Annotated in this window: 23 protein-coding genes; 19 read left to right on the forward strand and 4 right to left on the reverse strand. The window is 39.3% G+C overall.

Annotated features, from left to right (window positions below; all coding sequences use genetic code 11):
* Positions 1-243 precede the first annotated feature (243 nt).
* On the forward strand, positions 244-1,335 hold the full coding sequence (gene wecA, locus R7O12_RS11910; protein ID WP_239945660.1) for a UDP-N-acetylglucosamine--undecaprenyl-phosphate N-acetylglucosaminephosphotransferase: 1,092 nt from the start codon (positions 244-246) through the stop codon (positions 1,333-1,335).
* 3 nt (positions 1,336-1,338) lie between these two features.
* Here the strand turns inward: wecA and R7O12_RS11915 are convergent, their stop codons facing one another.
* Positions 1,339-2,664 carry an MBL fold metallo-hydrolase gene (locus tag R7O12_RS11915; RefSeq protein WP_318100880.1) on the reverse strand — a complete coding sequence of 442 codons (1,326 nt, stop codon included), beginning with the start codon at positions 2,662-2,664 and terminating at the stop codon, positions 1,339-1,341.
* An 872-nt stretch (positions 2,665-3,536) separates the two neighbouring features.
* Here R7O12_RS11915 and tviB point away from each other — a divergent pair.
* The 15 genes from tviB to R7O12_RS11990 all read left to right on the forward strand — a co-directional run bounded on the left by tviB (position 3,537) and on the right by R7O12_RS11990 (position 21,258).
* Positions 3,537-4,817 (forward strand): Vi polysaccharide biosynthesis UDP-N-acetylglucosamine C-6 dehydrogenase TviB, encoded by a 1,281-nt coding sequence (gene tviB, locus R7O12_RS11920; RefSeq protein ID WP_318100877.1) that lies wholly within the window; start codon positions 3,537-3,539, stop codon positions 4,815-4,817.
* Positions 4,818-4,860: 43 nt separating this feature from the next.
* Entirely contained in the window at positions 4,861-5,235 is a 375-nt protein-coding gene (locus R7O12_RS11925) for a four helix bundle protein (RefSeq protein ID WP_047009463.1), read from the forward strand.
* Between the two features lie 79 nt (positions 5,236-5,314).
* Positions 5,315-6,325, forward strand: coding sequence for an NAD-dependent epimerase/dehydratase family protein (locus tag R7O12_RS11930; RefSeq protein ID WP_318100874.1), 1,011 nt, complete (start codon positions 5,315-5,317; stop codon positions 6,323-6,325).
* 15 nt (positions 6,326-6,340) lie between these two features.
* A complete protein-coding gene (locus R7O12_RS11935) occupies positions 6,341-6,787 on the forward strand; it encodes a serine O-acetyltransferase (RefSeq protein ID WP_318100871.1) in 447 nt (148 codons plus the stop codon).
* 63 nt (positions 6,788-6,850) lie between these two features.
* Positions 6,851-7,918 (forward strand): glycosyltransferase, encoded by a 1,068-nt coding sequence (locus tag R7O12_RS11940; RefSeq protein WP_318100868.1) that lies wholly within the window; start codon positions 6,851-6,853, stop codon positions 7,916-7,918.
* Positions 7,902-9,206: an O-antigen ligase family protein gene (locus R7O12_RS11945; RefSeq protein WP_318100865.1), complete on the forward strand. Its 1,305-nt coding sequence runs from the start codon at positions 7,902-7,904 to the stop codon at positions 9,204-9,206. Before R7O12_RS11940 ends, R7O12_RS11945 begins: the two co-directional genes overlap by 17 nt.
* Entirely contained in the window at positions 9,196-10,716 is a 1,521-nt protein-coding gene (locus R7O12_RS11950) for an oligosaccharide flippase family protein (protein WP_318100861.1), read from the forward strand. The genes R7O12_RS11945 and R7O12_RS11950 overlap by 11 nt, the downstream gene beginning before the upstream one ends.
* A 24-nt stretch (positions 10,717-10,740) precedes the next feature.
* Positions 10,741-11,871: a glycosyltransferase gene (locus R7O12_RS11955; RefSeq protein WP_318100858.1), complete on the forward strand. Its 1,131-nt coding sequence runs from the start codon at positions 10,741-10,743 to the stop codon at positions 11,869-11,871.
* Complete coding sequence (locus R7O12_RS11960; protein WP_318100854.1) at positions 11,868-12,992, forward strand: glycosyltransferase family 4 protein; 1,125 nt, start codon at positions 11,868-11,870, stop codon at positions 12,990-12,992. The genes R7O12_RS11955 and R7O12_RS11960 overlap by 4 nt, the downstream gene beginning before the upstream one ends.
* Positions 12,976-13,572, forward strand: coding sequence for a sugar transferase (locus R7O12_RS11965; protein ID WP_318100851.1), 597 nt, complete (start codon positions 12,976-12,978; stop codon positions 13,570-13,572). Before R7O12_RS11960 ends, R7O12_RS11965 begins: the two co-directional genes overlap by 17 nt.
* Positions 13,565-14,206 carry an acetyltransferase gene (locus tag R7O12_RS11970; RefSeq protein ID WP_318100846.1) on the forward strand — a complete coding sequence of 214 codons (642 nt, stop codon included), beginning with the start codon at positions 13,565-13,567 and terminating at the stop codon, positions 14,204-14,206. Before R7O12_RS11965 ends, R7O12_RS11970 begins: the two co-directional genes overlap by 8 nt.
* Positions 14,207-14,232: 26 nt before the next feature.
* The gene (locus R7O12_RS11975) at positions 14,233-15,408 is read left to right on the forward strand and encodes a DegT/DnrJ/EryC1/StrS aminotransferase family protein (RefSeq protein ID WP_318100843.1); all 1,176 of its coding nucleotides are present in this window, start codon (positions 14,233-14,235) and stop codon (positions 15,406-15,408) included.
* A gap of 275 nt (positions 15,409-15,683) precedes the next feature.
* Positions 15,684-17,672 (forward strand): polysaccharide biosynthesis protein, encoded by a 1,989-nt coding sequence (locus tag R7O12_RS11980; protein ID WP_130544807.1) that lies wholly within the window; start codon positions 15,684-15,686, stop codon positions 17,670-17,672.
* 168 nt (positions 17,673-17,840) lie between these two features.
* On the forward strand, positions 17,841-19,940 hold the full coding sequence (locus R7O12_RS11985; RefSeq protein WP_237306225.1) for a YjbH domain-containing protein: 2,100 nt from the start codon (positions 17,841-17,843) through the stop codon (positions 19,938-19,940).
* A gap of 151 nt (positions 19,941-20,091) precedes the next feature.
* Positions 20,092-21,258, forward strand: coding sequence for a nucleotide sugar dehydrogenase (locus R7O12_RS11990; RefSeq protein WP_318100838.1), 1,167 nt, complete (start codon positions 20,092-20,094; stop codon positions 21,256-21,258).
* Positions 21,259-21,352: 94 nt separating this feature from the next.
* Here the strand turns inward: R7O12_RS11990 and tpiA are convergent, their stop codons facing one another.
* Positions 21,353-22,123, reverse strand: a complete 771-nt coding sequence (tpiA, locus tag R7O12_RS11995) for a triose-phosphate isomerase (RefSeq protein WP_005384863.1) — start codon at positions 22,121-22,123, stop codon at positions 21,353-21,355.
* Between the two features lie 269 nt (positions 22,124-22,392).
* On the opposite strand from tpiA, the gene R7O12_RS12000 reads away from it, so the two are divergent.
* The 3 genes from R7O12_RS12000 (at position 22,393) to R7O12_RS12010 (ending at position 24,010) form a co-directional block, all read left to right on the forward strand.
* The gene (locus tag R7O12_RS12000; RefSeq protein WP_017820736.1) at positions 22,393-22,740 is read left to right on the forward strand and encodes a 5-carboxymethyl-2-hydroxymuconate Delta-isomerase; all 348 of its coding nucleotides are present in this window, start codon (positions 22,393-22,395) and stop codon (positions 22,738-22,740) included.
* A 161-nt stretch (positions 22,741-22,901) separates the two neighbouring features.
* On the forward strand, positions 22,902-23,324 hold the full coding sequence (locus R7O12_RS12005) for a DUF805 domain-containing protein (RefSeq protein WP_054701047.1): 423 nt from the start codon (positions 22,902-22,904) through the stop codon (positions 23,322-23,324).
* Positions 23,325-23,743: 419 nt separating this feature from the next.
* Positions 23,744-24,010: a GIY-YIG nuclease family protein gene (locus R7O12_RS12010; RefSeq protein ID WP_373417398.1), complete on the forward strand. Its 267-nt coding sequence runs from the start codon at positions 23,744-23,746 to the stop codon at positions 24,008-24,010.
* Here the strand turns inward: R7O12_RS12010 and R7O12_RS12015 are convergent.
* The gene (locus R7O12_RS12015; RefSeq protein ID WP_054579276.1) at positions 24,004-24,354 is read right to left on the reverse strand and encodes a DUF3135 domain-containing protein; all 351 of its coding nucleotides are present in this window, start codon (positions 24,352-24,354) and stop codon (positions 24,004-24,006) included. The two genes, R7O12_RS12010 and R7O12_RS12015, sit on opposite strands and share 7 nt — an antisense overlap.
* 160 nt (positions 24,355-24,514) lie before the next feature.
* Positions 24,515-25,135 (reverse strand): helix-turn-helix transcriptional regulator, encoded by a 621-nt coding sequence (locus R7O12_RS12020; RefSeq protein ID WP_005379532.1) that lies wholly within the window; start codon positions 25,133-25,135, stop codon positions 24,515-24,517.
* Between the last annotated feature and the right edge of the window lie 320 nt (positions 25,136-25,455).

Genomic DNA, 25,455 nt, shown 5'->3' on the forward strand with positions numbered 1-25,455 from the left:
TAAGTTTGGCTTTGTTTAAAACTAGTTATTTATAAAAGCAAGCGCATTTGAGCTTGCTTTTTTGTATAAAATCTAATTCAAGAGAATTTATTTGATATACAATTAGTAGGTGATTTTGATAAACGCAGGAACTAATGCCTGTTAGATCACAAATCGCGTGCAAGCAAATCTAGCTCAATCGGCTGATTTAGTGAAAGCCGCAAAATGTTGCTTATAACTATACTTATCACAACGGAACTTGGTTTGATCTCTCTTGTTTTACTTACTGTCAGTGTGTCTTTTATTAGCTTGTTTACTTTCAGGAAGCTTGCTCTTGCCCATGACTTCGTCGATAGACCATCATGTCGTAAAAAGCATATTGGAGATGTACCTGTAATAGGTGGTTTGTCCCTCTTTGTCACGATTACTTTAGCAAGTACGTTTGAAGGACAACTTTTGCCAAATCAGCAGGACTTTCTTGTATGTGGTCTAATACTGACTATTATCGGCACAATAGATGACAAGTTAGACATCAGCGCTTCTTTCAGGCTCTGCGTCATTACCGTCATATCCGTTTGGCTTACCCTTGGTGAAGGGATTGCGCTTACAGAGCTTGGCAATCTATTTGGATTTGGGGTGCTCAACGTAGGTAGTGCAAATGTTTTACTAACAACGATTGCAATCATTGGTTGTATTACAGCATTCAATATGGTCGATGGAATTGATGGTTTATTGGCGTCTTTAGCATCAGTCACATTTTTAGCTTTAGGGTTTATGTTTTACCAAGCCGGAGAAGTAAAGCTAACAATATTCTGTTTTATCTTTGTGCTTTCCATGTTCCCGTACATATTGTGTAACCTAGATCTGATCCCTAAGCGCTCATTTAAGGTATTTATGGGAGACTCAGGAAGCTTTCTGATTGGTTTCACCATTGTTTGGTTACTAATACACAGCTCGCAAAGCATTTCGAATGAGGTGCAAGCTATTTTAATGAAGCCTGTTACGGCCTTATGGTTAATTGCTGTTCCTTTAATGGACATGGCAATGGTCATGCTACGTCGTTTAAGGAAGAAACAGTCTCCCTTTAAGGCTGATCGTTTACATCTTCACCACATATGTATGCGGTTGGGTTTGTCATCGCGACAAACTTTAGCATTCATTACCTTCTGGGCGTTATTGTTTGCTGCGTTTGGAACTCTAGGGCAGGTGTTTCAGGTGCATGAGCACGTCATGTTGATACTCTTTTTATTGGCATTTACATGTTATGTCTTCATCATTAGTTACATTTGGCGTATTACCTGCTGGATTAGAAAGCGATTTCAAATTGGTAAGACACATGTAACGGTAAGTAGCTGACGCTTATTTAACAACGGTAGAGCCTTTTGCTGTTAGGCTGGAATGTAGGGCTCTTTTTACTTTATTTTCACCATGAATCAAATGCACTTCTTTTGGCGGCGGATTAATTCCTTCTACAAATCGAATTAGATCAGATTGATCTGCATGAGCAGAATAGCCAGACATCGTATGTATTTGAGCTTTCACTTTAATTTTCTTTCCTTCGATATCAACCTCACTCGCACCCTCTTGAATTTCTCTCCCTAGCGCTCCCTCTGCTTGATAGCCAGCAAACAGCACATCATTACGACTATCTGGTAACAACGCATTGAGGTAATTCACCACTCGACCACCTTCGCACATCCCAGAAGCAGCAACCACAATAGCCGGTTCAGAAGTGCTCGCCAGACGATTCACCAATCTCATATGTTCAGCATGAGTCTCAATCGTAATACATTGTTCAAACCCGAGAGGATGACGATGTTGTTCCAAACGCCTTTTTGCTTCTTTACCCCAAAGCTTTTTAAAGCGCCGATAAGTCTTTGTCACTTTTCGTGCTAAAGGCGAATCAAGAATAATTGGTAGGGCACCATGTAAAGACTCCTGGTGAAGAAGCTGTTCGATATCGAATAACAGTTCTTGTGTCCTACCGACACTAAAAGCAGGAATAACAATCACACCACCATCTTCCAGCGCATGTTCGATAATAGAGAGCAATCGAGTGCTTCTACTTTTCACGCTTTCATGGTGCTTATCACCATAGGTCGACTCAATAAACAAATAGTCTGCTTTTTCAGGAGGTTTCGGATCTGGGAGTAAAGGCGTATCACTGGGACCGAGATCACCAGAAAATACCACTACGTCATTATTTGAGAGTTTAAATTCCAAATAAGCAGAACCTAAAATATGGCCCGCAGATTGAAAGCGTATATAAGCCAACCCCTTAAGAGGAAGCCATGTATTGTACTGACATGGCACCAATCGTTGCTTAATTAGATTTAATATATGTTGCCGTTGATGTTTGCCTAAACCCAGCTGTAGCTTTAATCCGTCCTCTAACATAAGAGGAACCAACTCAGCAGTAGCTTGTGTGCAGTAGATTTTGCCTTTAAAACCAGCAGCGAGTAACCATGGTAATCGGCCTATATGGTCAATATGAGCATGGGTCAGTACCAGCGCTTTTACCTTGGTTAAAGGAAACTCTATAGCCAGCGAACGATCATGACGACCTACCAATGCATCTTTACCTTGAAATAACCCGCAGTCGATCAAAATGCTCCCTTGCTCAAGTCGCAGTTCGTGACAAGAGCCCGTCACCGTATCCTTCCCACCATGATGAAGTACTTTCATAGCTATCTCCTTTTCATAGGCATCAATGTAATGAATCGAAGAAAGAAGAGGGAGGGTAACCGACCAGATAAACACGAAAGTAGGAGTCAAAATGCTAGGGGAGTGTTAAGCGGTGCTTTAAGTTGCATTAAATTGTGATGCATATTCCACATAGGCAACTTTTTGCATTTTGTAATAAATATAAACGAATAAATGCGTATTATAAAACGCGCTTTAGGTAGGTAGAATTTACGATTTTCTGGTTAAACTGACACTTTATATCTTGGTTAGTTGTCATAAAAAAGCCATTTTTTTGTCAGTCTTGTACTTTTCGTTGCAACCTGTTTGCTATACAATCCTTTGCCTTGAGCACAAATGATAAAAAACCAAATGCACTGCTTTTAGGAGCCAGACCTAAGGGCGGTAGCGTGCCAAAAAGCAAAACAAAGCTCTCTAAGTGACATAAAAATGTCACCAGATAAATATAAATACAATTAAGCACATAGTTGCATTTCTGGCAAGGTCGGCTTTTATAAAAAGTGCGCCTAAACAAATAATTAACTAAATGTCCCATTACGTCAGAGGGACAATTCAAAGCTGCGATGACAGTTTTTGAGTGATAATTGGCTAGGCATAAGGTTCCTCCCTTCTATTTACCGTCCACGTATCTAGTTCCGTAGAGTGTTCTCGTTGCACATATACTCATGTGCTCTATCAACGTGTCTACGGCATGCCTAAAACATCCATATTCGCTATTCGAATACAAATCACTCTTACAAGTATTGAAGAATTTCTCAAGGGATGCCCTGTGCGTCCTTCGTCTATCTACGCCTTTGGTTACCCTAACCAGACCTAAAGGCGTTCTAAAAATCTAAACTTGCTAGGAACTAAAAATGAACTTTTCATTAGAAAACGCCAGAGTTGGCATCATTGGCTTAGGTTACGTTGGTTTACCACTTGCAGTGGAATTTGGCAAAAAATCACCAACGATTGGCTTCGATATCAACCAAGATCGTATCGATGAACTCTCTGCCGGACGCGATAGCACATTAGAATGCAGCGATAATGAATTAGCAGAAGCAAAATACCTTTCTTATACTTCCTCTCTTCAAGAACTCAAAGAGTGCAATGTTTACATTGTTACCGTTCCTACTCCAATTGACGAACACAAACAACCGGATTTAACGCCTCTTATTAAAGCTTCAGAAGCGTTGGGTACAGTAGTAAATCAGGGCGATATCATCGTTTATGAATCAACCGTATACCCAGGTGCAACAGAAGAAGATTGTATTCCCGTTGTTGAGCGTGTTTCTGGCCTTAAGTTTAACCAAGACTTTTTCGCAGGCTACTCTCCAGAGCGAATCAACCCGGGTGATAAAGAACACCGAGTCACGAACATTCTTAAAGTAACAAGTGGCTCAACGCTAGAAGTCGCAGAGTTTGTCGACCAGCTATACAAAACCATCATCACTGCAGGTACACACAAAGCGTCATCAATTAAAGTAGCCGAAGCTGCCAAAGTCATTGAAAACACTCAGCGTGATGTAAACATTGCATTAATCAACGAGCTATCAATCATCTTCAACAAGCTTGGTATCGATACGCTAGAAGTGTTAGAAGCGGCAGGCACTAAATGGAACTTCTTACCATTCCGTCCAGGTTTGGTAGGCGGTCACTGTATTGGTGTTGATCCGTACTACCTAACGCATAAAGCGCAAGCAGTAGGCTACCATCCTGAAATGATTTTGGCTGGCCGACGCCTAAACGATGGTATGGGGCAATACGTTGTTTCTCAGCTGGTGAAAAAAATGCTGAAAAAACGTATTCACGTAGAAGGCGCAAACGTACTTGTTATGGGCCTAACATTTAAAGAAAACTGCCCAGACCTACGCAATACCAAAGTGGTGGATATTATCTCTGAGCTAAAAGAGTACAACATCAACGTCGATGTTATGGACCCTTGGTGTTCAAATGATGAAGCGCAGCATGAATATGGCTTAACGCTTTGCGAAAAAGAAAAGCAAGGTCATTACGACGCGATCATCATGGCGGTATCTCATAACGAATTTAAAGAAATGGGTGTTGAGAAAATTCGTACTTTAGGTAAACCAGAACACGTATTGTACGACCTGAAATACGTTCTAGATAAAGAAAGCGTAGATATGCGTTTGTAAGGAAGGTCCTAGGGCCTAGAAGCTATAACCTCAGAGCCGAGCCATGAAATTCGAGCAATTAGACGTTTGGAAGCGTTCATCACGTTTGGCGAGTAACGTCTATAAACTCATGCGAGATTGCCAAGATTATGGCTTTAAAGATCAAATAACGCGATCAGCTTTATCTGTTCCCTCTAATATCGCAGAAGGTCTTGAAAGAGAAACTGCGAAAGAAGAATCAAGGTTTCTCTATTACGCAAAAGGCTCGTTAGGTGAACTCCTTACGCAAACCTATATTGGCATCGATATAGGTTACATCGATAAAGAAAGTGGCTTATTCATTGTTGCAGAATGCAAAGAGATAGCAGCAATGATCGCCGCTTTGATTAAAATCCGGAAAGGTTTTGTTAGGGAAGAAAAGGGAGATTATGTTTCCTAGACCCTAGACCCTAGACCCTAGACCCTAGACCCTAGACCCTAGACCCTAGACCCTAGACCTTCCCCACACGGAAAACACAATGACCAAATACGAACAAATCCAACAAGAACTAGTTGAATCACCAAAGACGTGGTTAGTAACGGGTGTTGCGGGCTTTATTGGCTCAAACCTACTGGAAAAACTACTCAAGCTTGATCAAACCGTAGTGGGTTTAGATAACTTCGCGACAGGCCATCAACACAACTTAGATGAAGTAAAAGGTCTAGTAAGTGAAGCACAGTGGGATCGTTTTACCTTTATTGAAGGAGACATCCGTGAGCCGAAAACATGCCAACAAGCCGTAAAAGGTGTTGATTACGTACTACACCAAGCAGCACTCGGTTCTGTACCACGCTCTATCGCTGACCCACTAACCACAAACGCAGCGAACATCACCGGCTTTTTAAATATGCTGGATGCCGCAAAAGAAGAAGGTGTAAGCAGCTTTACTTATGCTGCAAGCAGCTCGACATACGGTGACCATCCAGCATTGCCAAAAGTGGAAGAAAACATCGGTAACCCACTTTCTCCTTATGCGGTAACTAAATACGTAAACGAGCTTTATGCCGGTGTATACGCCCGTACTTACGGTTTTAAAACGATAGGGCTTCGTTATTTCAATGTATTTGGTCGCCGACAAGATCCAAACGGCGCTTACGCTGCAGTAATTCCGAAATGGACCGCTGCAATGATCAATGGCGAAGATGTCTACATTAACGGTGATGGCGAAACAAGCCGAGACTTTTGCTATATCGATAACGTAGTACAAATGAACCTGCTAGCAGCAACGGCAAAAGAAGACGCAAAAGACGAAGTTTACAACGTAGCCGTGGGTGATAGAACAACACTAAATGATCTGTACTACGCAATTAAAAATGCACTAAACGAAAATGGTATAAAAGTAGAAGGTGAGCCTGTTTATCGTGATTTTCGCGTTGGTGATGTGAGACATTCTCAAGCATGTATAAATAAGTCTTTTGAATTGCTGCTAGTTTCAGATTTAACTGATATAAAAAAAGGGTTGTCAATTGCGATACCTTGGTACATTTAATGTTGAGAATTAATCATGCACTTAGTAACTAAATTAATATTTACTGCCAAATGGTTCAAGTCAAAAAAACTAACTCTTTTAGCTGAGCTTACATATAAACTATATAGAATTATTTTTTCTTGTGATATACATTATTCTGTTGATATGGATAAAAGTATAAAATTATACCACAATGGACTTGGTGTGGTTATTCATAGAAAAGCAAAGTTGGGTAAGAATGTATCAATATACCAAAATGTTACTATTGGGGGAAACGGAAAAACTGAGCATCTTAATGGGTCTCCAGTTATTGGAGATAATGTCATTATTGGTGCTGGAGCTGTAGTCCTAGGTCCTGTAACTATAGGTGATTATGTAAAAGTCGGCGCTAATGCAGTAGTGAATATTGATATTGGCCAATATAGTACGGCAGTAGGTGTGCCAGCGGTGGAAATAAAAAAAATTTATCCTAGTAATCTTTAGATAAATATCGTCATTATTTTACAATCTTGTTTAACTTTATAAAGTATAACAGCTAAGTTATTTATGAAAAAAATATTACATGTAATTCCAACATTTCAGTTTGGTGGTATATCATCAATCATGAGTCATTGGCATGAACAGTTTGAAAAAGATAACTATCAGTTTGAATATTTAGTATTTAATGATGGGCCTTTAAAAGAAAAATTTAGTACAAAGAGTAGTAAAATTTACTTTATTCCAACATTGAGACGTAATCCTTTTAAGTACATGAAAAGTGTTGTAAAACTAATAAAATACGGTAATTATGATGTGATACATGTACACAACAGTTTTAAAAATCCATTTATATTACTAGTAGCACGTTTTTACTCAGTCAAAAAAAGGATATGTCATTCTCATACATCAGGCTTAGAAGATAAGTCACTTAAAAAAGTTTTACCCTTACTCAAGGCTACATCTATCTTAAACTCCACACATTTAGTAGCTTGTGGTGATTTGGCTGGGAAATTTATGTTTGGTAATCGTCCCTATAAGGTTATAAATAATGTAATTGATGTAGATAAAATTACTGCTGAAATAAAAGAAGAATCTAGTATTTACGAACAATTTTCCTTACCTAAAGGTAAAACACTAGTAGGGCATGTTGGACGTTTTTCTAAGGTGAAAAACCATGATTTTATATTAGATCTAGCATCTAACTGTGAAATGGAAAATGTCCATTATGTATGTGTAGGGACAGGACCTTTGTACTCTGAGATAAAATCTAAGATTATAGACAGAAACTTAGAGGAAAAGATTACGTTAGTCCCACCAACAACTGATATTCCTAAATTACTAGCAGTATTTAATGTATATATAATGCCATCATATTTTGAAGGTATTTCAATGTCTTTACTAGAAGCTCAGGCAAAAGGGCTACCTTGTATTGTTTCAGACAAAATAGCTACAGCTAACGATGTGGGGCTAAGTTTGATTGAGTTTTTACCACTAGACGATTCTAATAAGTGGTTAGATTTGATTTATTCTTCTAGGAAGATAAAAATAGATCTCGAGACTATAAATGAAAAATATGACAACCTTGGATACAGTAAAAGATCTTTGAAAAAAACAATTAATGAATTATATAGATAAAAAAAATAATTTTGCATTCTTAGCAATAGCAATATTGACTCTTTTTATTGCATTTACTAATAATGCACAGTTAGCTAATATTATAATGCTAGTATTAGTATTTTTTGTTTGTTTGTCAAAAACAGAAGATAATCTAATTCTTTGTATATATTTAATTCCGTCTATAGATTACTTTAATTACCTAGGGCTAGGGTATAATGTTGTTACTATATTCTATTTGCTTGTTTCTATAAAATATTTTATTTATTTTAGGACGATAAAAATAAAACCTTTAGGTTTGTCCTTATTAATAGTGTTGCTATCCTTTGAAGTATTTCATGTTATTTATGTAGACGGGTATTCCTTACAAGACTTTATTAGATGGTCTATTTTATTTTCATTTTCTATATTGGTTATGATAGACGGAAATATTAACCTGAATTTTTTACGACTTGAAAGTGCATTCGTAAATGGGTTTTTATTATCGTCTATAGTTGGTGCGTACCTTTTCTTTTATAAAGGGAAAGTGCCAGTAAATGATAACATTATTCCAAGATTTTCAGGTTTGTCTGGAGATCCGAATAATTTTGGTATGTATGCGTTAATCATAATCGCATTTATGCTTGCAAAATTTAAATATAATAGAGCATCAACAATATCTTTGCTTACCATTTTATTGGTTCTATCATTTTCAGTATTGACAGTGTCTAGATCTTTTTTCTTGGTTTTGTTTGTAATTATACTATTGCAGCTTAGCAAAGGATGGTTTGATTTAAAAAAATCAATCAGAAATTTAACATTTGTTTCTGTGTTATTCGTTTCTTTTTATTGGTTATTGAATACGGAAATTATGGACAACATAATTTTACGCTTTTCATACGGAAATATTTCAGAACTCTCAGGTTCTAGAACTGATATTTTTGACGCATATTTTAATGTATTTTACTCGTTAGATATTTACTTTCAGCTCTTTGGCGCTGGAATTAACGGGTATTTGGATTTTTATAATAAATATAGTGATTTATATTCTATCGTTAATCCAGGAGATGTTGTTGGCCCACATAATACTATTATCGAGATTTTTGTTTCTCTCGGTGTTATAGGCTCTATTGTCTATGTGCTTTTATTAATATTTGCAATGTTTAATAATGTTAATATTAGGAGTGATAGTGATAAAATTACTTTATTTCTACCAGTAATTATTATATTCATCTACTCTTTATCACTTCAAAATATAGCTAAATATGTTTTTTATTTCCTGTTACTTTTGGTTTCATTTTATATGAGAGATGCTAAGTGTGAAAGGTGAAAGAATTAGAGGGGTAGCGCTAAACTATCTTTCTTTAATTGCAAGAAATTTAATTGGAATATTAATTATACCTTTTATTGTTTCTAATGTAGGAACCTCGTCATATGGTGTTTATGCGTTGGTAGGCTCTATCGTTGGCTATCTAGTAATTATAGAACTAGGTTTGGCAAACACTGCTGTTCGTTTTATATCAAAATATAAAAGCACAAGAGATTATTATAATTTATCGAAGTTTTTAGGACATTGTATTGTATTATATTCAGGATGTATATTAGTTGCGAATATACTAGCGTATTTTATGTATTTGAATATTGATGACTACTTCATAAATAGCTTGAATAATAATGAAATAGAGCTCTTTAAAGAGATGTTCATTATCTTGGTTGTAAATATTTCACTGACTCTGGCGGGGAATACTATTACGGGTATAATTATAGCAGAAGAGAAATTTGTGTATTTGAAGGTTCTAGACCTTTCAATGCTAATAATTAGAACGATATTTATTGTTTTAGGATTTAATTACTTTAATATGGATATCGTCGGTGTGGTTTTTATTGATACTGGATTAAATGCTATTGCAATTATTTTTAGGTATGTATATGTAGTGAAAAAAATACCAATTAAACCTATTTTTAGTGGTGATAGTAAGTTACTTAAAGAGGTTTTAATTTACGGGTTCTTTATCTCTCTAAATGTCATAGTTAACCAAGTTAATTGGCGGTTAGACAGTTTTATTATAGGATCAAACTTGAGTTCAGAAGCTGTTGCAGTGTTTTCCGTTGGATTGCAATTTGTTTTAGCCTTTATCGCAGTTGGTTCCGCTGCTACAAATATATTTCTTCCTAAGATGGTTAAGTTGGTTGAGAATAACTCTGGAGTTAAAGCTTTATCTGAACAAATGAACAGAATTGGGAGATTCCAAATAGTAATATTGAGTATAGTTCTTATAAACTATTCACTCACTGGCAATTATATAATAACTTTTCTATTTGGTCCCGAATTTGGCATGGCATTTTATACGTCGTTAGTTGTTATGATTCCTTTCTCTTTCGTATTGGCCATGAGTGTTAGTAACTGTATTCTACAAGCAATGAATAAGCATGCTTTTAAGTCTTGTTTGTTATTCATTCTTGCGCCTATTAATGTTCTAATTTCTATTTTTATGATTAAGAGTTTTGGTATCATTGGTGCTCCTCTAGGTACGGCTATTTGCTTGGTTTTCGGTGAACTTTTTCTAATGGGTATTTATCTAGGAAAAAATATCCGGCTAAGCTTACAAGACTTGTGGCTTAGTTTTCTAAAAATATCATGTTTAGCAGTAGGCTTTTATTTTTTCTATTCTATAATTGGTTTGGAAATAAGTGGGTGGAGTAAATTAATATTGCACTCATTTGTTATTACTTCTTCTTTTTTCATTGTATTGTGGTTGTTTTTCTTTAATTCAAATGAAAAGAAATTTATTGGTGGTTTGTTTCTTAAGTTTTTTTGGAAAAAATATTCCACTGTGTGACTTTTAATAATTTGGCGTTTTTATATGAGTTTAAATAGGAAAGATACTGCCATTATAATAAATAGCCTCTCTTGTGGGGGAGCTGAAAGAGTTGCATCGATCTTGTGTCAAGATGTAAAAGAAATAAAATGGGTGTATAAAATAATACCGAAAGATGACTTTTTTCCATGTGATAGAAGTGATACAAAAGTAATTGAACTTGGATTTTACTCTGGTGGTAATTTATTGTTGAAGTTTTTAAATTATATATATGCATATTTCAGGTTTATATTCTTGATTCATCAACATAAACCTAGGGTGATACTGAGTTTTCTTCATGCCTCTCATATAATTCTTTATTTGAGTATTTTTTTTAACAAGCGTATTGAACGGATTTATTGCGAACGTTCTTTAATCGATGTCTCTTATGTCGGTATTAAAAAGAAGCTGATGGTTTTTTTTATTAAGAAAATATTTTCCTCAGGTTCAATGGTGATTGCTATATCAAAAGAAGTTATCAAGAGCTTGAAAAAAAACTCAGTTAATATTTTAAACTATAAAGTCATATATAACCCTATCGATATCCCTCCTATCAACAAGTACTTAGATTTTCACGAACCTTTAAAAGAAAGTGACATCAATAAAGATGAATTCATAAGGTTGGTTACTGTATCTAGAATTAATAAAATTAAAAATATTGAATTTCTATTACAGTTCGTTAGTGATTTTAGAGAAAAGTACTCACTCGATATTATAGGTGATGGGCCTGAAATTAGTAATCTCAAAAGGATTAGTATGGAATTAGGTATTGATAATAACGTTAAATTTCTTGGTTCAATAGTAAACCCCTTTGAGATTGCGGTTCAATCTGATTTGTTTGTATATAGCTCCAACTACGAATCGTTTGGTAATGTTTGTATGGAAGCTGCATCTTATGGCTTACCGGTTGTTTTGCCTAAACCATGTGGTGCTTTAGTAGAGATTTTTTCTTTAGCAAAAAATTCTGGAAGCGTTTTCTATGAATCAAATAATAAAATGTCTCTCAATAAAGAAATAGACAAGCTGACATATAATAAAATTACACTAAATGAAAAAAGCAAATTGTTATTTAATTATTCAAATAAATTCTCTAGGCGTTCGATAGTAAATAGTTATTGCGAGGTTGTTTTTAAATGAGTTTTTTTATTATAGGAGCTAAGCCATCTTCTTTATATAACTTCAGGGGTAACCTCATTAAAGAAATTGTTTCCTATGGGTATACGGTTAAAGCTATTGCTTCAGGAGCATCTGGGATTGAAATCGAAAAAATTGAAGAGCTCGGCTCAGAATATAATGAAGTATATATAGCTAGGAGTAGTTTAAATCCACTTTGCGATCTTAAAACATATTTGTCTTTAAGGGAATTATTTAAGAAAGATAAGCCTAAATTAATACTTTCATATACAATTAAACCAATTATATGGGGAGGTATAGCTACTCGGTCTTTTAATTCTTGTTCTTTTTATGCAATGGTTACTGGGTTAGGTTATGCATTTCAAAAAGGTGGATTAGCGAAAAACTTACTCAATACCCTTGTTAAGTTCTTGTACCGTTCAGCTTTGAAGAAGTCGAAAGGTGTTATCTTCCAAAATAGAGATAACATGCAAGTGTTTATTGACGAAGGTATTGTTCTTAAAGAGAAATGTTTTCTTGTAAATGGCTCAGGTGTGGATCTCAGCCACTACAATTTATCTCCTTTACCTCCTACACCTCACTTTCTTCTTATTGCTAGATTGTTGGGTGATAAAGGGATAAGAGAATACGCTCAAGCCGCTGAATTAGTAAAACAGAAATATCCTGAAGCGGTGTTTGAGTTAGTAGGTCCTGAAGACCCTTCGCCTGACGGTATTAAGCTCGATGAGGTTCATCAATGGACAGAGTCAGGAGCGATTAAATACAGCGGCGCAACCAATGATGTACGTCCATTTATCGAAAATTGCTCCATCTATGTTTTGCCTTCCTACCATGAAGGGATGCCTCGCACTGTATTAGAAGCCATGGCGATGGGTAGACCGATTTTGACTACGGATGTTCCCGGTTGTCGAGAAACTGTTGTGAATGGTGAAAATGGTTGGTTAGTTGAAAAAGCCAATGTAGACCAACTTGCCGAACGAATGATCTGGTTTATTGAAAACCAAGACCTTTGGCAAGAGATGGGCAAAAGTAGTCACGATATGGCTTATGACAAGTTTGATGTACACAAAGTTAACGCAGAAATTTTAAGAATAATGGGTTTATCTAATGAAAAGGTTATTTGATTTCACTATTTCCCTTTGTACTCTTCTTTTACTTTCACCAATAATCGCTTTCGTTGGTTGGAAAATACGTAAGAATTTAGGCTCACCCATCTTATTTACACAAGATCGTCCTGGAAAAAATGGAAAGATATTTAAGATGTTCAAGTTTAGAACTATGACAAGTGAAAAAGATGATTCAGGGCAGTTATTACCAAATGAGCAGAGAATGACACATTTTGGTAATAAATTAAGATCGACTAGTCTAGATGAACTTCCTGGTCTAATTAATGTTCTTAAAGGTGATATGAGTTTAGTTGGGCCTCGTCCCTTATTAGTTGAGTACTTACCACTATACAATAAAGCACAAGCTAGGCGTCATGAGGTTAGGCCTGGTATTACAGGATGGGCTCAAGTTAATGGTAGAAATACAATTTCATGGGAAGAGAAGTTTACACTTGATGTATGGTATGTAGATAATCAGAACTTGCTTTTAGATTTCAAGATTATTTTATTAACGATAAAAAAAGTATTTATTAGAGAAGGGATTAATAGCTCTGATAATATTACAATGCCCAAGTTTAAGGGTGAAGTAAATGAGTAACTCATTAATAATTGTAGGAGCAAGCGGGCTAGGTAAAGAAGTTGCTTGGTTAGCAAAGCGCTTAGGTATTAATATTCTGGGTTTTTTAGATGATAGAGAGGAACTTATTGGACGTAGTTTCTATCATTATCCAGTTTTGAACACGATATCTAATTGGAACGAATATAAAGACTGTTATTTCGCTGTAGCTATAGCATCTCCTAGAGTGCGAAAAAAAATCGTAGAAAAAATGAAGTTATCGGACGAACCAAAGTTTATAACACTAATCGATCCAAGCGTTATCATTGAAGAAGAAGTTGATAATATCGGCTTGGGATCCATTATTTGTGCAGGTTCAGTTGTCACTGCAGATGTTCGCATTGGCGAATTTGTAGTAGTTAATAAATTAGTTTCAGTTGGGCATGACGTAACCATTAACGATTTTTGTACTATCTCACCCAAAGTAATGCTAGGTGGATACTCTAATATTTTAACTGGTACTGAAATAGGTGCTTCATCTTCTATTCGGCAAGGGCTTAGTTTAGGTGAAGGCTCTGTGGTTGGAATGGGCAGTACAGTAGTAAAAAATGTAGATTCAAATAGCCTGTATTTCGGTTCTCCAGCAAAAAAAGTAAAAGAATTGTCTCCATTTTAGCTTCTATAACTTGTCAGGAAATAATAATGCTTAATACTCCATTTTCTCCATGGCCTTCTTTTACTCAAGAAGAAGCTGATGCAGTTAGTCGTGTACTACTGTCAAACAAAGTAAACTACTGGACGGGTAGTGAGTGCCGTGAGTTCGAAAAAGAATTCGCAGCTTGGGTTGGATGTGATCATGCTGTTGCACTAAGCAACGGTACCCTTGCACTCGATGTCGCACTTAAAGCGTTAGCGATTGGTGAAGGGGACGAGGTTATTACTACGCCAAGAACGTTCCTTGCTTCAGCGTCTTCTATTGTTACGGCTGGCGCTAACCCTGTGTTCGCGGATGTGGATCTCAATAGCCAAGCCATTACGGCAGCGTCGATTGAAGCGGTCCTAACTCCTAAGACGAAAGCGGTCATCGTTGTTCATTTGGCTGGTATGCCGGCAGAAATGGATGCCATCATGGCGCTTGCAGAAAGACATGGTTTTTATGTTATTGAAGATTGTGCTCAAGCACATGGCGCAAAATACAAAGGGCGCAGTGTAGGCACAATCGGTCACATTGGTGCTTGGTCATTCTGTCAAGATAAGATCATGACGACAGGCGGTGAAGGCGGCATGGTGACCACGAATGATAAAGGTTTGTGGTCAAAAATGTGGTCTTACAAAGATCATGGTAAAAACTATGACGCGATTTATAACCGTCAGCATCCACCAGGCTTTCGCTGGTTGCACGACAGCTTTGGAACCAACTGGCGTATGACTGAGCTACAAGCTGTGGTTGGTCGTATTCAATTGACTCGCATGTCAGAGTGGACGGCAAAACGCCAAGCCAATGCGGCACAAATCGATGAGGCTGTTGCAGATCTCAATATCGTTCGACGCGTTCACGTGCCTGAGCATTCGCAGCACGCTGAATACAAACATTACCTTTTTGTTGAGCCTAAACATTTGGCAGAGGGCTGGACGAGAGATCGCATTGTGGAAACCATTGTGGAACGTGGTGTTCCGGCTTATCAAGGTAGCTGCTCTGAGGTGTATTTAGAAAAAGCATTTGATAATACGCCATGGCGACCAGAAAAACGTTTGCCGAATGTAGTGCAGTTAGGTGAAACCAGTTTAATGTTTTTGGTTCATCCAACATTATCGTCAGAAGAAGTCGCTAAAACGTGCGGTGTGATCCGTGAAGTGTTGTTAGAAGCGCAGAAGTAAACCAGTTCAGTCTAAGTGGGACGCATAAATAATAGTGCTTTAATATGTCGTTATTTATGTTTTCCTGTAACAGCGTCCCACCACTTGATGAAAATGTAAAATGTCTGCTACGCAGATTGCTTAAAAGATGCGATGCAGTGAGAGAATATGCAATTAATGGTTCTATACATAATCATCAGGTTGTATAATTTTTGCTCAGGCTATCTCATAATATTAACTAGCATTACCACCAAACTCTAAAAATAAACTTGGGGTAATGAGGCTTACATACTGTCATGATTGAAAATAATTCCAAACTTAACGTCATTTGGTCTTTACCGAGATATCAAAAGCGCCTTATTAGTATCGGAGTGGATTTCTTTATTATCTCTGCTGCTTTTATGTTTGCTTATTGGTCTCGCATTGGTGAATTCCGCCCACTTCCAGATACAAGCAGTAACTATGTACTGTTGGCAACCATTGTGTGTACGCTTGCTGTTTTTGTCTCGTTTGGCCTCTATCGAGCGGTGCTACGCTATTTAGGCTTTCATGTTCTAGCAGTCGTCGGGTTGGGTACGATTCTATCTGCGCTTTGTGTGGCCAGTTTTGCTTTCGCATTTGATGCCCAACTACCACGCTCGATTCCTTTTATTTATGCCGCTTTTCTTGCGATCGGAGTAGGGACTAGCCGTCTGCTGGTAAGGAGCTTGGTTGCTCAATCGGTACACAAAGCTGGAGCGCCAGTTCTTATTTATGGTGCTGGTAGTGCCGGTCGTGAGCTTGCGTTTGCGCTGCGACAATCAGAAACCTACCGAGTTATTGGCTTTGTCGACGAAGACAAAACGCTTCAAAACACAATGCTAATGGGTTACCGAGTCTATACAGCGGATAACGCGATGAAGGCGATTAGAAAGTATGAAGTAAAAAAAATCTTACTTGCTATTCCTAGCGCTTCAAACAAACGTCGTAAGGAAGTCTTAGATAGAATTTCTAAACTGCCTGTTGAAATCCAAACCGTTCCAGATATGAAAGATATCCTTACGGGTAAGGCGAAAATTGATGAACTGAAAGAGGTTCCGATTGGTGATTTGTTAGGTCGAGACCCTGTTCAGCCGCAACAAGTATTAATGGAAGCGAACATCAAGAATCAAGTAGTGATGGTGACGGGAGCTGGTGGTTCAATTGGCTCTGAGTTATGTCGTCAGATTTTAAACTACTCGCCAAAATCATTGATCTTATTTGAACTGTCTGAATTTGCGTTGTATCAGGTGCACAGTGAATTGAGTCAAATCATTAAAGCTAACAATCTGAGCATTGTCGTCGTTCCATTGGTTGGCTCTGTGCAGAGACAAAATCGCTTAGAAACTACTATGAAAGCCTTCGAGGTGGACACGGTTTACCATGCTGCGGCGTACAAACATGTTCCGCTGGTGGAGTACAACGTTGTTGAAGGTGTAAGAAACAATGTGTTTGGCACTTACTATACAGCGCAAGCGGCGATTGATGCAGGTGTGAAGAATTTTGTTCTTATTTCTACTGATAAGGCTGTTAGACCAACGAACGTGATGGGTGCGACTAAACGTATGGCTGAGTTAGGGCTACAGGCGTTGGCGGAGCAACAAAACCGAATTCGTGAGAGCAACCCTAATCTGGGTACGCGTTTCTGTATGGTGCGCTTTGGTAATGTTTTGGGTTCGTCTGGCTCGGTAATTCCTGTATTCAAAAAACAGATTGAGAAGCGAGAACCTATTACGGTCACCCACAAAGACATTACTCGATACTTTATGACAATTCCAGAAGCTGCCCAGTTGGTTATTCAAGCTGGGGCGATGGGTAAAGGTGGCGATGTATTTGTTCTCGATATGGGGGAGCCCGTTAAGATTGTCGATCTAGCGAAGAACTTGGTTTACCTGTCAGGGCTCGAAGTTAAAGATGAAAACAATCCTCATGGCGATATAGAGATTCTCTTCACAGGTTTGAGACCGGGAGAGAAGTTATATGAAGAGCTGTTGATTGGAGATGACAATGTTTCCGAAACGGCACACGCACGTATTATGACAGCGCAAGAAAGTTACCTACCACTAAAAGAGTATGAAATCTTAATCGACAAGCTCGATGTCGCCTGTCACAACTTCCAACACGAAGTGATTCGTCGCTTGTTACTCGATGCTCCTACAGGCTTTAATCCAGTGGATGGCATTGAAGATCTCGTATGGAAGCAAAATACTCGCACTGCGGAGTTATATACTTTTGAGCCAAAGCAAAGTAATGCAAGTGAAACTTGATGCTTTTTTCTGGTTGGTAAATAATAGAAAAATTAATAAGATATGTTGTCTTGGTGCTCGCAGTGTTGGTTTGTTTACTACGAGCGTAACGTGAACATGTCGTAATCTCAAAAAGGCACTTCTGAGTGCCTTTTTCTGTATTCAATACATTAACAGTGGCTAAAACTGATGGCACAGAAAACGATAAAAACAGGGATAGCAGCATTATCGCTGCCGCTACTGGTAAGTACTTCTCTTACCGCTCAGGAGTTGGCGACGCTGCCTTCGAACCAAAGCTTTACCGGATTGACTTTTACGCCCAATGCACAGTCTTTAAATTACGGCGATTTTTCTTTTACGTACGCTCAAGGCTTACCATTTAGGACGGCAGTTCAAGATTTAGATTCTCTTAAGTTTTCGTTTGGCTTGCTTGAGGGGTTAGAAGCTCACGGAAGAATCGTCACAGATGATTACACCTCCAACTGTTTTTATGATTGTGGAGACATTCGTGATTTATCTATGTCTTTCAAGTATCAGGTCCCTAACTTTTGGGGTTCGGAGAATCTCGACTTTGCTCTAGGTATTCAGGATTTGGGTGGCGCCGGAAATCAGTTCAGCACTAAATACGTAGTTGCAGATTACTCGTTCGACTTTGCTCCGGTTCGCGTTTCTGCAGGTTATGGGCTTTCTGATATTGAATTAGGTGTGATGGATGGCCCATTCGGTGGTATTGAATATCAACCATTGAGCTTTTTACAGGTTAGCGGAGAATACGATGCTGTGGAGTTTAATTCTTCGGTCAAGCTTTTTACCCCACAAGGCACATTGCCTTATGATGTGACAGCCTCGCTCAGTTATCAGCTTTACTCTGGCCACAATACTGATGAACAAAATATTTGGAACGCGGCACTTTCAGTACCTCTAGTTACTGGGTATACACGTTCTCGCGATTACTCGCGCAATAATCTCACGTTAATGGAAAAGCTGTCTTTGGAGCAGAATAAAGCTAAAGAGGCTTCTATTTCTGCTTTAGTGAGCGCGCTTCGTAATGAAGGCTTTGTGAATATTCAAATCGGTTTGCTGAATCAAACAACAGTAGTGGCGCTAGAAAACCGTCGTTATAACCATAACCAAGTAGATGGTTTAGGTGTTGCTATGGGGATCATCTCTAGCCACCTAGGTCAAAACGCGGTATCAGAAGTGGGTGGTGATTCAGAGCGTATTGAGCTATTTATGCTCGCAAACCAAAAGCCCGTTGTGAGCGTGCAAGCGAATTCAACGTGCTATCAGAGTTTTATCAATGGTTCTGCTGCGTGCGAGGATATTAAGTTCACGACACGAGATTTAGCCGAAAAACTTGAGTTGGTTAACTGGAAAACAGAGCGCGTAAATAGCGGCGCACTAGACTCTCAACTTGTCTTTTCACCAATGGTTCGTCATGCCGTTGCGACCGAGTTTGGTGTTTATGACTACTCTTTTGCGATGTCGAGTAACTTATATACCTACCTTTGGTCTGGCGCGGCTGTCGATGTTCGCCATATTTTGCCGTTAGCGGAAACTGACGATTATGAAAAATGGGGATACTTTGAGGATAGTGCTTACGAAAATGATATCGAACGCGCAATGTTGCACCAATTCTTCCGTTTACCTTATGTCGATATTGCGAACCAAGTATCCGTCGGTCTGGCGAAAACAGATTATATTGGCGCGAGAAGTGAGTCTACATGGTTTTCTCAGTCTGGTGCGCACGCTTTGAGTTTGGAAATGAGCTACTTCCAGCACGTCGATGAGAAAGATGAAAATGGCTATGAAACTCTCGATCGTCAAACTTCGCTAGCTCGCTATACTTTTTCAATGCCCGAATGGGATTGGCAGTTTAACGCGACAGCGGGTGAGTTTTGGCGGGGCGATGTTGGTGCTAAGCTAACAACATCGCATTGGTTTGAGGATATTGAGGTTTCTGCTACTTATCAGGTTACTAAGTACAAAGATACTGATGAAGAGCAGTTTGTCGCTGTGTCAGTCAAGCTACCACTAACACCTTGGCGTGATATGTCTCCTGGCTTATTGCAGGTTCGAGGTAACGAAGCTTATGACTTTAATGTGATGACGCGAGTAGGCAATGACGTCAATTTCTTAAGTGATGGACAAGGTGATGAGCTTATCATGGACAACAGCATGCTACGTCGTTACTTCAACCGTGGTCGTTATGGTAGCGATTACTTTGAAGAGAATAAGATTCGCTTACGTAACGCCTACCTGCGTTACTTATCAACTCAGTTAGACTAAACCCATAGAACAGTACGATGTATAAAAGCGGCCAATGTGCCGCTTTTTTATTTTCTAATGTATGAAGCTTAGGTTGCACAATATTGTTTCACTATCCAAAAATTAAAACTATTGATATTCTGATATAAGAACTAAAGATTAGGGTATTGGAATGAAAATAGCGGTTGCCGGTACGGGGTATGTCGGGCTCTCTAATGCGATGTTGTTAGCCCAAAACCACCAAGTTGTTGCACTTGACATTGTAGAAAAAAAAGTTGAGTTGCTTAACAACAAGTGTTCACCCATTGTAGATAAAGAAATTGAAGATTTTCTGTCTAATCGAGAACTAGACTTTACTGCTACCACGGACAAAGAGCTCGCCTACAAAGGTGCTGATTTTGTTGTTATAGCAACGCCAACGGATTATGACCCACAAACCAATTACTTTAATACGGCTTCCGTCGAAGCGGTGATAAAAGATGTAATGGCGATTAATCCAAATGCTGTAATGGTAATTAAGTCTACAGTGCCTGTGGGTTATACTGCACGCATTAAGCAAGAGTTAGGTTGTGAAAATATTATTTTCTCGCCAGAGTTTCTTCGCGAAGGCAAAGCACTTTACGATAACCTCCACCCATCTCGCATCATTGTTGGTGAGCGCAGTGCACGTGCTGAGACATTCGCCAATCTTCTGGTTGAAGGGGCGGTAAAAGAAGACATCTCAGTTTTGTTTACTGATTCTACAGAAGCTGAAGCGGTTAAGTTGTTCTCAAATACTTACCTTGCAATGCGCGTAGCTTATTTCAATGAGTTAGATTCTTACGCTGAGGCGCATAATCTTGATTCTCGCCAGATTATCGAAGGTGTTGGTTTGGACCCCCGTATTGGTAACCACTACAACAATCCTTCATTTGGATATGGTGGTTATTGTTTACCAAAAGATACCAAGCAACTTCGTGCAAACTATCAAGATGTCCCAAACAGTATTATTGGGGCCATAGTGGAAGCCAATCGAACTCGTAAAGACTTTATTGCTGAGTCTATTCTCAAACGAGAACCTAAAGTGGTTGGGATATACCGTTTGATAATGAAAGCTGGCTCAGATAATTTCCGCGCTTCGTCTATTCAAGGTATTATGAAGCGTATCAAGGCAAAGGGTATTGAAGTGGTGGTGTATGAACCAGTACTTCAGGAAGACGAGTTCTTTAACTCACGTGTAATCAACGATCTGAATGAGTTTAAACACGGTGCCGATGTGATTGTCTCTAACCGTATGGTTGAAGAACTTACTGATGTGGCTGATAAGGTGTACACGCGAGACCTATTTGGTAGTGATTAGACTTTAGTTAGATGATCGTGTGTAATCTAATACACAAACAAAAAGGGATGCATGATGCATCCCTTTGTTATTTTTACTCTCAGTAAAAACGAGATTAAGCTTTTGCTTTAGCCGCTGCTTTAGCGATTGCTGCAAAGCTTTTCGCGTCTAGAGAAGCACCGCCAACGAGAGCGCCGTCGATGTCTGGTTGTGAGAAGTAAGCTTCAGCGTTTTCTGGTTTAACAGAACCGCCGTATTGGATGATTACTTGTGCTGCAACTGCTTCGTCTTTCGCTGCGATTAGTGCGCGGATAGAAGCGTGGATGCGTTGTGCGTCTTCAGCTGTTGCTGCTTTACCAGTACCGATAGCCCAGATTGGTTCGTAAGCGATGATTGCGCCGTTTAGAGCTTCAACACCGTAAGTGTCGATAACTGCGTTGATTTGACGTGCACATACTGCTTCAGTTTCGCCAGCTTCGTTTTGCGCTTCAGATTCACCGATACAGAAAACAGGTGTTAGACCGTTTTCTTTTAGGAAGTTGAATTTCTTGGCGATGAACTCGTCAGATTCGTTGTGGTATTCACGACGCTCTGAGTGACCGATGATGATGTGAGTAGCACCGAAATCTTTCAGCATTTCTGGAGACATATCGCCAGTGAACGCACCGCTGTTGTTTAGGTCAGTGTTTTGAGCACCTAGGATGATCTTGTTACCGCCTTCAGCGATTACGCGCTCTGCTAGGTCGATGTAAAGTGCTGGTGGAGCGACTGCTACGTCAACACCTTCAACGCCTTCAAGTTCAGCGTTAAGACCAGTTAGCAGCTCAGTTACCATTGCTTTGCTGCCGTTTAGTTTCCAGTTACCCATCACTACAGGACGACGCATAGGAATATCTCCCTTATCTTTAATGTAAATAGTCAATTAATGTAAAAAATCTACGTAGGAATATAACAGAATAATGTGAACAGATCATGATTGGCGTCATGTCTTGTCCGGCTTTCTTTGTTGATTCGACCAAGCATCGATCCTGTTATTTTTGTCAAAAGCAACCGATTGGTGATCGCGTAGACAGAATGATAGTTCATTCCTCGGAAATTGCTGCTGAGATTGGTATTACTACGCGCTGGAATTAATTGTTGTAGAAAGGAATCAAAATGCCAAATCTCGTTTTAGAGTATTCAAACTCGGTGGAAGAACGCGTCAATGTTCAGGGGTTGCTGGAGGATTTACATAAAACGGCGTTAGAAAGTGGCCTTTTTGAACTCGCGTCGGTGAAATCTAGAACGCTCCGGTGCCACAATTGGTTAATAGGAGAGGAGGGTGATAGCCTCGACTTTATCCATATCAACTTTGATTTGTTATCTGGTCGCTCCCAAGAACAAAAGCGAGAACTGTCACGAGCCTTGATGGCGACTCTTCAAGAGCAAGCTAGTCACGTGCACAGTTTAACGGTCAATATCCGAGATATGGATATAGATAGCTTCCAAAAGGTAGTGAACTAGGTTGCGCTGAATTGCCCGAGAATAGCGAGGGGTTATTGTTACGAATTCTCAGCCTGCTCTGCTTGTTATATGGGCGTTGTGGGCACCCAAGCTTTCGGTGTCCTTTCCAAACTATATCGACTCGGCTAATCTATAACCTTTCTACTTTGGGGTAAAATTTGATGTCGACTAAAGAATTACTGTTTTCTTTTCAAGGACGTATAGACCGTAAAACCTACTGGATTTGGAACGTCATTTACTATGTGTCCATTCTGAGCTTTGGTGCCGGTATCAGCCAACTGCTTCCTACTCTCTCCTATGTGCTTCTTCCTATTTTCTTGGTGATTCTGTTGATCCCTGATTTGGCGATAACTACCAAGCGTTGGCACGACCGCAACAAATCGATCTATTGGCTAGCACTGAATATTCCGCTGATTATCGGACGAATTGCCACGCCAATGACTAGCCCAGCCGCGCAAGAGCCGTCGACCCCACAGATGTTCGTCGCTTCCATTTCTCTGATTTGTGGTTTATGGATTCTAATTGAATGTGGCTTCTTAAAGGGGACATCAGGACCAAACCAATATGGCCCTGAGCCGGAGTAATTACTTCAAGTATCGTGCTTGCTGAAAGTAGATTCTTAGTCTCGCTAAGGCTCGCTAGAATGACGAATTCTTTTGATTTAGAGTCTGTGAAAGCCATCGTCATTCTGAACAGAGAGGTGCGAGTGTGGTTCAGAATCTATCATCCGATTGTACGGTGGTTTAGGTGAACGGGAAAGAATAGGAGCTTGTTGTTACGCGATTCTTAGTCTCGCTAAGGCTCGCTAGCATGACGAACGCTTTTGACATAGAGCTTATTAAAGTCACCGTTATTCTGAACAACGAGGAACGAGTGTGATTCAGAATCTACGCATAGAGCGCTCCGAGTTCGAAATAAACTGACTGAGCTTGCGAATTACAATGGAAAAGTAACAGCGAATAATGAAGGAGAATGAATCATCGATAAGACACCTTGCGTTTATATCCTAACGTCAAATAACAACGCCGTTCTCTACATAGGTGTTACCAGTCAGCTGCCCCAAAGAATATGGCAACATAAAAATGGAGTAGTGGAAGGATTTACTAAGAAATACAACGTTCATAAGCTCGTTTACTTTGAGTTATTCGACGATATGGCTAATGCTATAAACCGAGAAAAGCAGCTCAAGCAGTGGAAGCGTGAGTGGAAGTTAGCCTTGGTAAGAGAAACGAACCCTAACTTTCTCGATCTATCTACTGAGTATCAGTAAAAATCATCCCTATCTTTAAACGCATTTAAGCTAACCACATCCGCTTTTTGTGTCGGTGCCGCTTCCCCTTCTAGCGCTGCTTTGAACTTTACGACCTGTTTTCGCAACTCGTTCATCAATACCACATTGGTGTGATGAGGGTTTTTACACGTGCTGATGACTCTATCAATGTGGCTTTGTTGAGCCCACAATCTTTCTTTCATATCTTCTGATGCGCTTTCGATCATCTCTTTCGCCATCTCATGACGAAATTGCTCAAAAGCTTCTGGGTCTCGCTCTGCCATTCGAACCATTTCATCGAATGGAGGAAGCGTTTGGGGTGGGATATGACGTAGAGTAGACATCGATGCTCTCCAAATCCTTATGGAAATTGCCTTTAGTTACTAAAAGCCTATACCACGAGAAAGAGGAGAGAGGATGAATTCTTCAGCCGTCTCACTTATAAGAGAAGCTTTCAAGCTTGAGATTGAATAAGTGCGGCATGTCGATGTTTGGTTGTGGTGGTTACTGCAGTTGTTGGATGCGGTAAACGCAGCGTCTTTGGCCACTAATGATGTGTTCGGTACGCTCTACTTTGGTGTCACGTCCAAGTAAAGACTGAAAGACACTTAATTCTGATTGGCACAAGCTAGGGCAGCGAGTTGCGGCTTTACAAATCGGACAGTGATTTTCGATCAAGATGAATCCGTTCTCATCTTTCTCGAGCTCGGCCATATAGCCTTCTTGCTCTCTTAATGTGACAAGTGTTTCTAGTTTGCTTTGCAGAGAGTCGCATTGCTCAAGATGCTGACGATAACTTTGTAACGTGAGTTTTTCCCTTTCTGATGTGACTTTTTCCAGTCCATCTTTGCCAAAGATATGTTCGACAGCTTCTATAAACTGAATGGTCAACTCACCGTGACGGTCAGCAAATTGCTCATGACCTTTTTGAGTGAGAGACCAATGACGAGCAGGGCGACCAACTTTTACTTTTACGTCATGGATAGACAGGATGCCATCATCTTCTAAACTCTGCAGGTGCTGACGCGCCCCCATGGTTGTCATACCTAGCTCAGAAGAGAGTTGTTTTGCAGTGACGGAGCCATCACGCTTAACGATTTGCAATATCCTATCTACGGTCTTCATATACCCACCATTTATACGTCAGTACATATTATGCGCGATAGGGTTAGTAAAGAAAAGTGTTGACTTAATTTGAGTGTGGATTTGTAGGGGCTATGTTCATATGAGCCAATATATGTCGTCATTCTGAACGGCGAGGGATAAGGTGATTCAGAATCTATCGTCCGATTGTGCAGCGGTTAAGGTGACCAGGAAAGAATAGGAGTCTGCTGTTACCAGATTCTTAGTCTCGCTGGGGCTCGCTAGAATGACGAGTTCTTTTGATTTAGAGCTTGCTATGGTAACCGTCACTCTGAACGGCGAGGGACGAGGTGATTCAGAAT

The sequence above is a fragment of the Vibrio sp. Vb1574 genome (assembly GCF_033338675.1).

Bases quoted from the DNA above. Each gene is read 5' to 3' on its own strand.
- R7O12_RS11915 (WP_318100880.1), bottom strand. From the start codon at position 2,664: ATGAAAGTACTTCATCATGGTGGGAAGGATACGGTGACGGGCTCTTGT.
- tviB (WP_318100877.1), top strand. From the start codon at position 3,537: ATGAACTTTTCATTAGAAAACGCCAGAGTTGGCATCATTGGCTTAGGT.
- R7O12_RS11925 (WP_047009463.1), top strand. From the start codon at position 4,861: ATGAAATTCGAGCAATTAGACGTTTGGAAGCGTTCATCACGTTTGGCG.
- R7O12_RS11930 (WP_318100874.1), top strand. From the start codon at position 5,315: ATGACCAAATACGAACAAATCCAACAAGAACTAGTTGAATCACCAAAG.
- R7O12_RS11935 (WP_318100871.1), top strand. From the start codon at position 6,341: ATGCACTTAGTAACTAAATTAATATTTACTGCCAAATGGTTCAAGTCA.
- R7O12_RS11940 (WP_318100868.1), top strand. From the start codon at position 6,851: ATGAAAAAAATATTACATGTAATTCCAACATTTCAGTTTGGTGGTATA.
- R7O12_RS11945 (WP_318100865.1), top strand. From the start codon at position 7,902: ATGAATTATATAGATAAAAAAAATAATTTTGCATTCTTAGCAATAGCA.
- R7O12_RS11955 (WP_318100858.1), top strand. From the start codon at position 10,741: ATGAGTTTAAATAGGAAAGATACTGCCATTATAATAAATAGCCTCTCT.
- R7O12_RS11960 (WP_318100854.1), top strand. From the start codon at position 11,868: ATGAGTTTTTTTATTATAGGAGCTAAGCCATCTTCTTTATATAACTTC.
- R7O12_RS11965 (WP_318100851.1), top strand. From the start codon at position 12,976: ATGAAAAGGTTATTTGATTTCACTATTTCCCTTTGTACTCTTCTTTTA.
- R7O12_RS11970 (WP_318100846.1), top strand. From the start codon at position 13,565: ATGAGTAACTCATTAATAATTGTAGGAGCAAGCGGGCTAGGTAAAGAA.
- R7O12_RS11975 (WP_318100843.1), top strand. From the start codon at position 14,233: ATGCTTAATACTCCATTTTCTCCATGGCCTTCTTTTACTCAAGAAGAA.
- R7O12_RS11980 (WP_130544807.1), top strand. From the start codon at position 15,684: ATGATTGAAAATAATTCCAAACTTAACGTCATTTGGTCTTTACCGAGA.
- R7O12_RS11985 (WP_237306225.1), top strand. From the start codon at position 17,841: ATGGCACAGAAAACGATAAAAACAGGGATAGCAGCATTATCGCTGCCG.
- R7O12_RS11990 (WP_318100838.1), top strand. From the start codon at position 20,092: ATGAAAATAGCGGTTGCCGGTACGGGGTATGTCGGGCTCTCTAATGCG.
- tpiA (WP_005384863.1), bottom strand. From the start codon at position 22,123: ATGCGTCGTCCTGTAGTGATGGGTAACTGGAAACTAAACGGCAGCAAA.
- R7O12_RS12000 (WP_017820736.1), top strand. From the start codon at position 22,393: ATGCCAAATCTCGTTTTAGAGTATTCAAACTCGGTGGAAGAACGCGTC.
- R7O12_RS12005 (WP_054701047.1), top strand. From the start codon at position 22,902: ATGTCGACTAAAGAATTACTGTTTTCTTTTCAAGGACGTATAGACCGT.
- R7O12_RS12015 (WP_054579276.1), bottom strand. From the start codon at position 24,354: ATGTCTACTCTACGTCATATCCCACCCCAAACGCTTCCTCCATTCGAT.
- R7O12_RS12020 (WP_005379532.1), bottom strand. From the start codon at position 25,135: ATGAAGACCGTAGATAGGATATTGCAAATCGTTAAGCGTGATGGCTCC.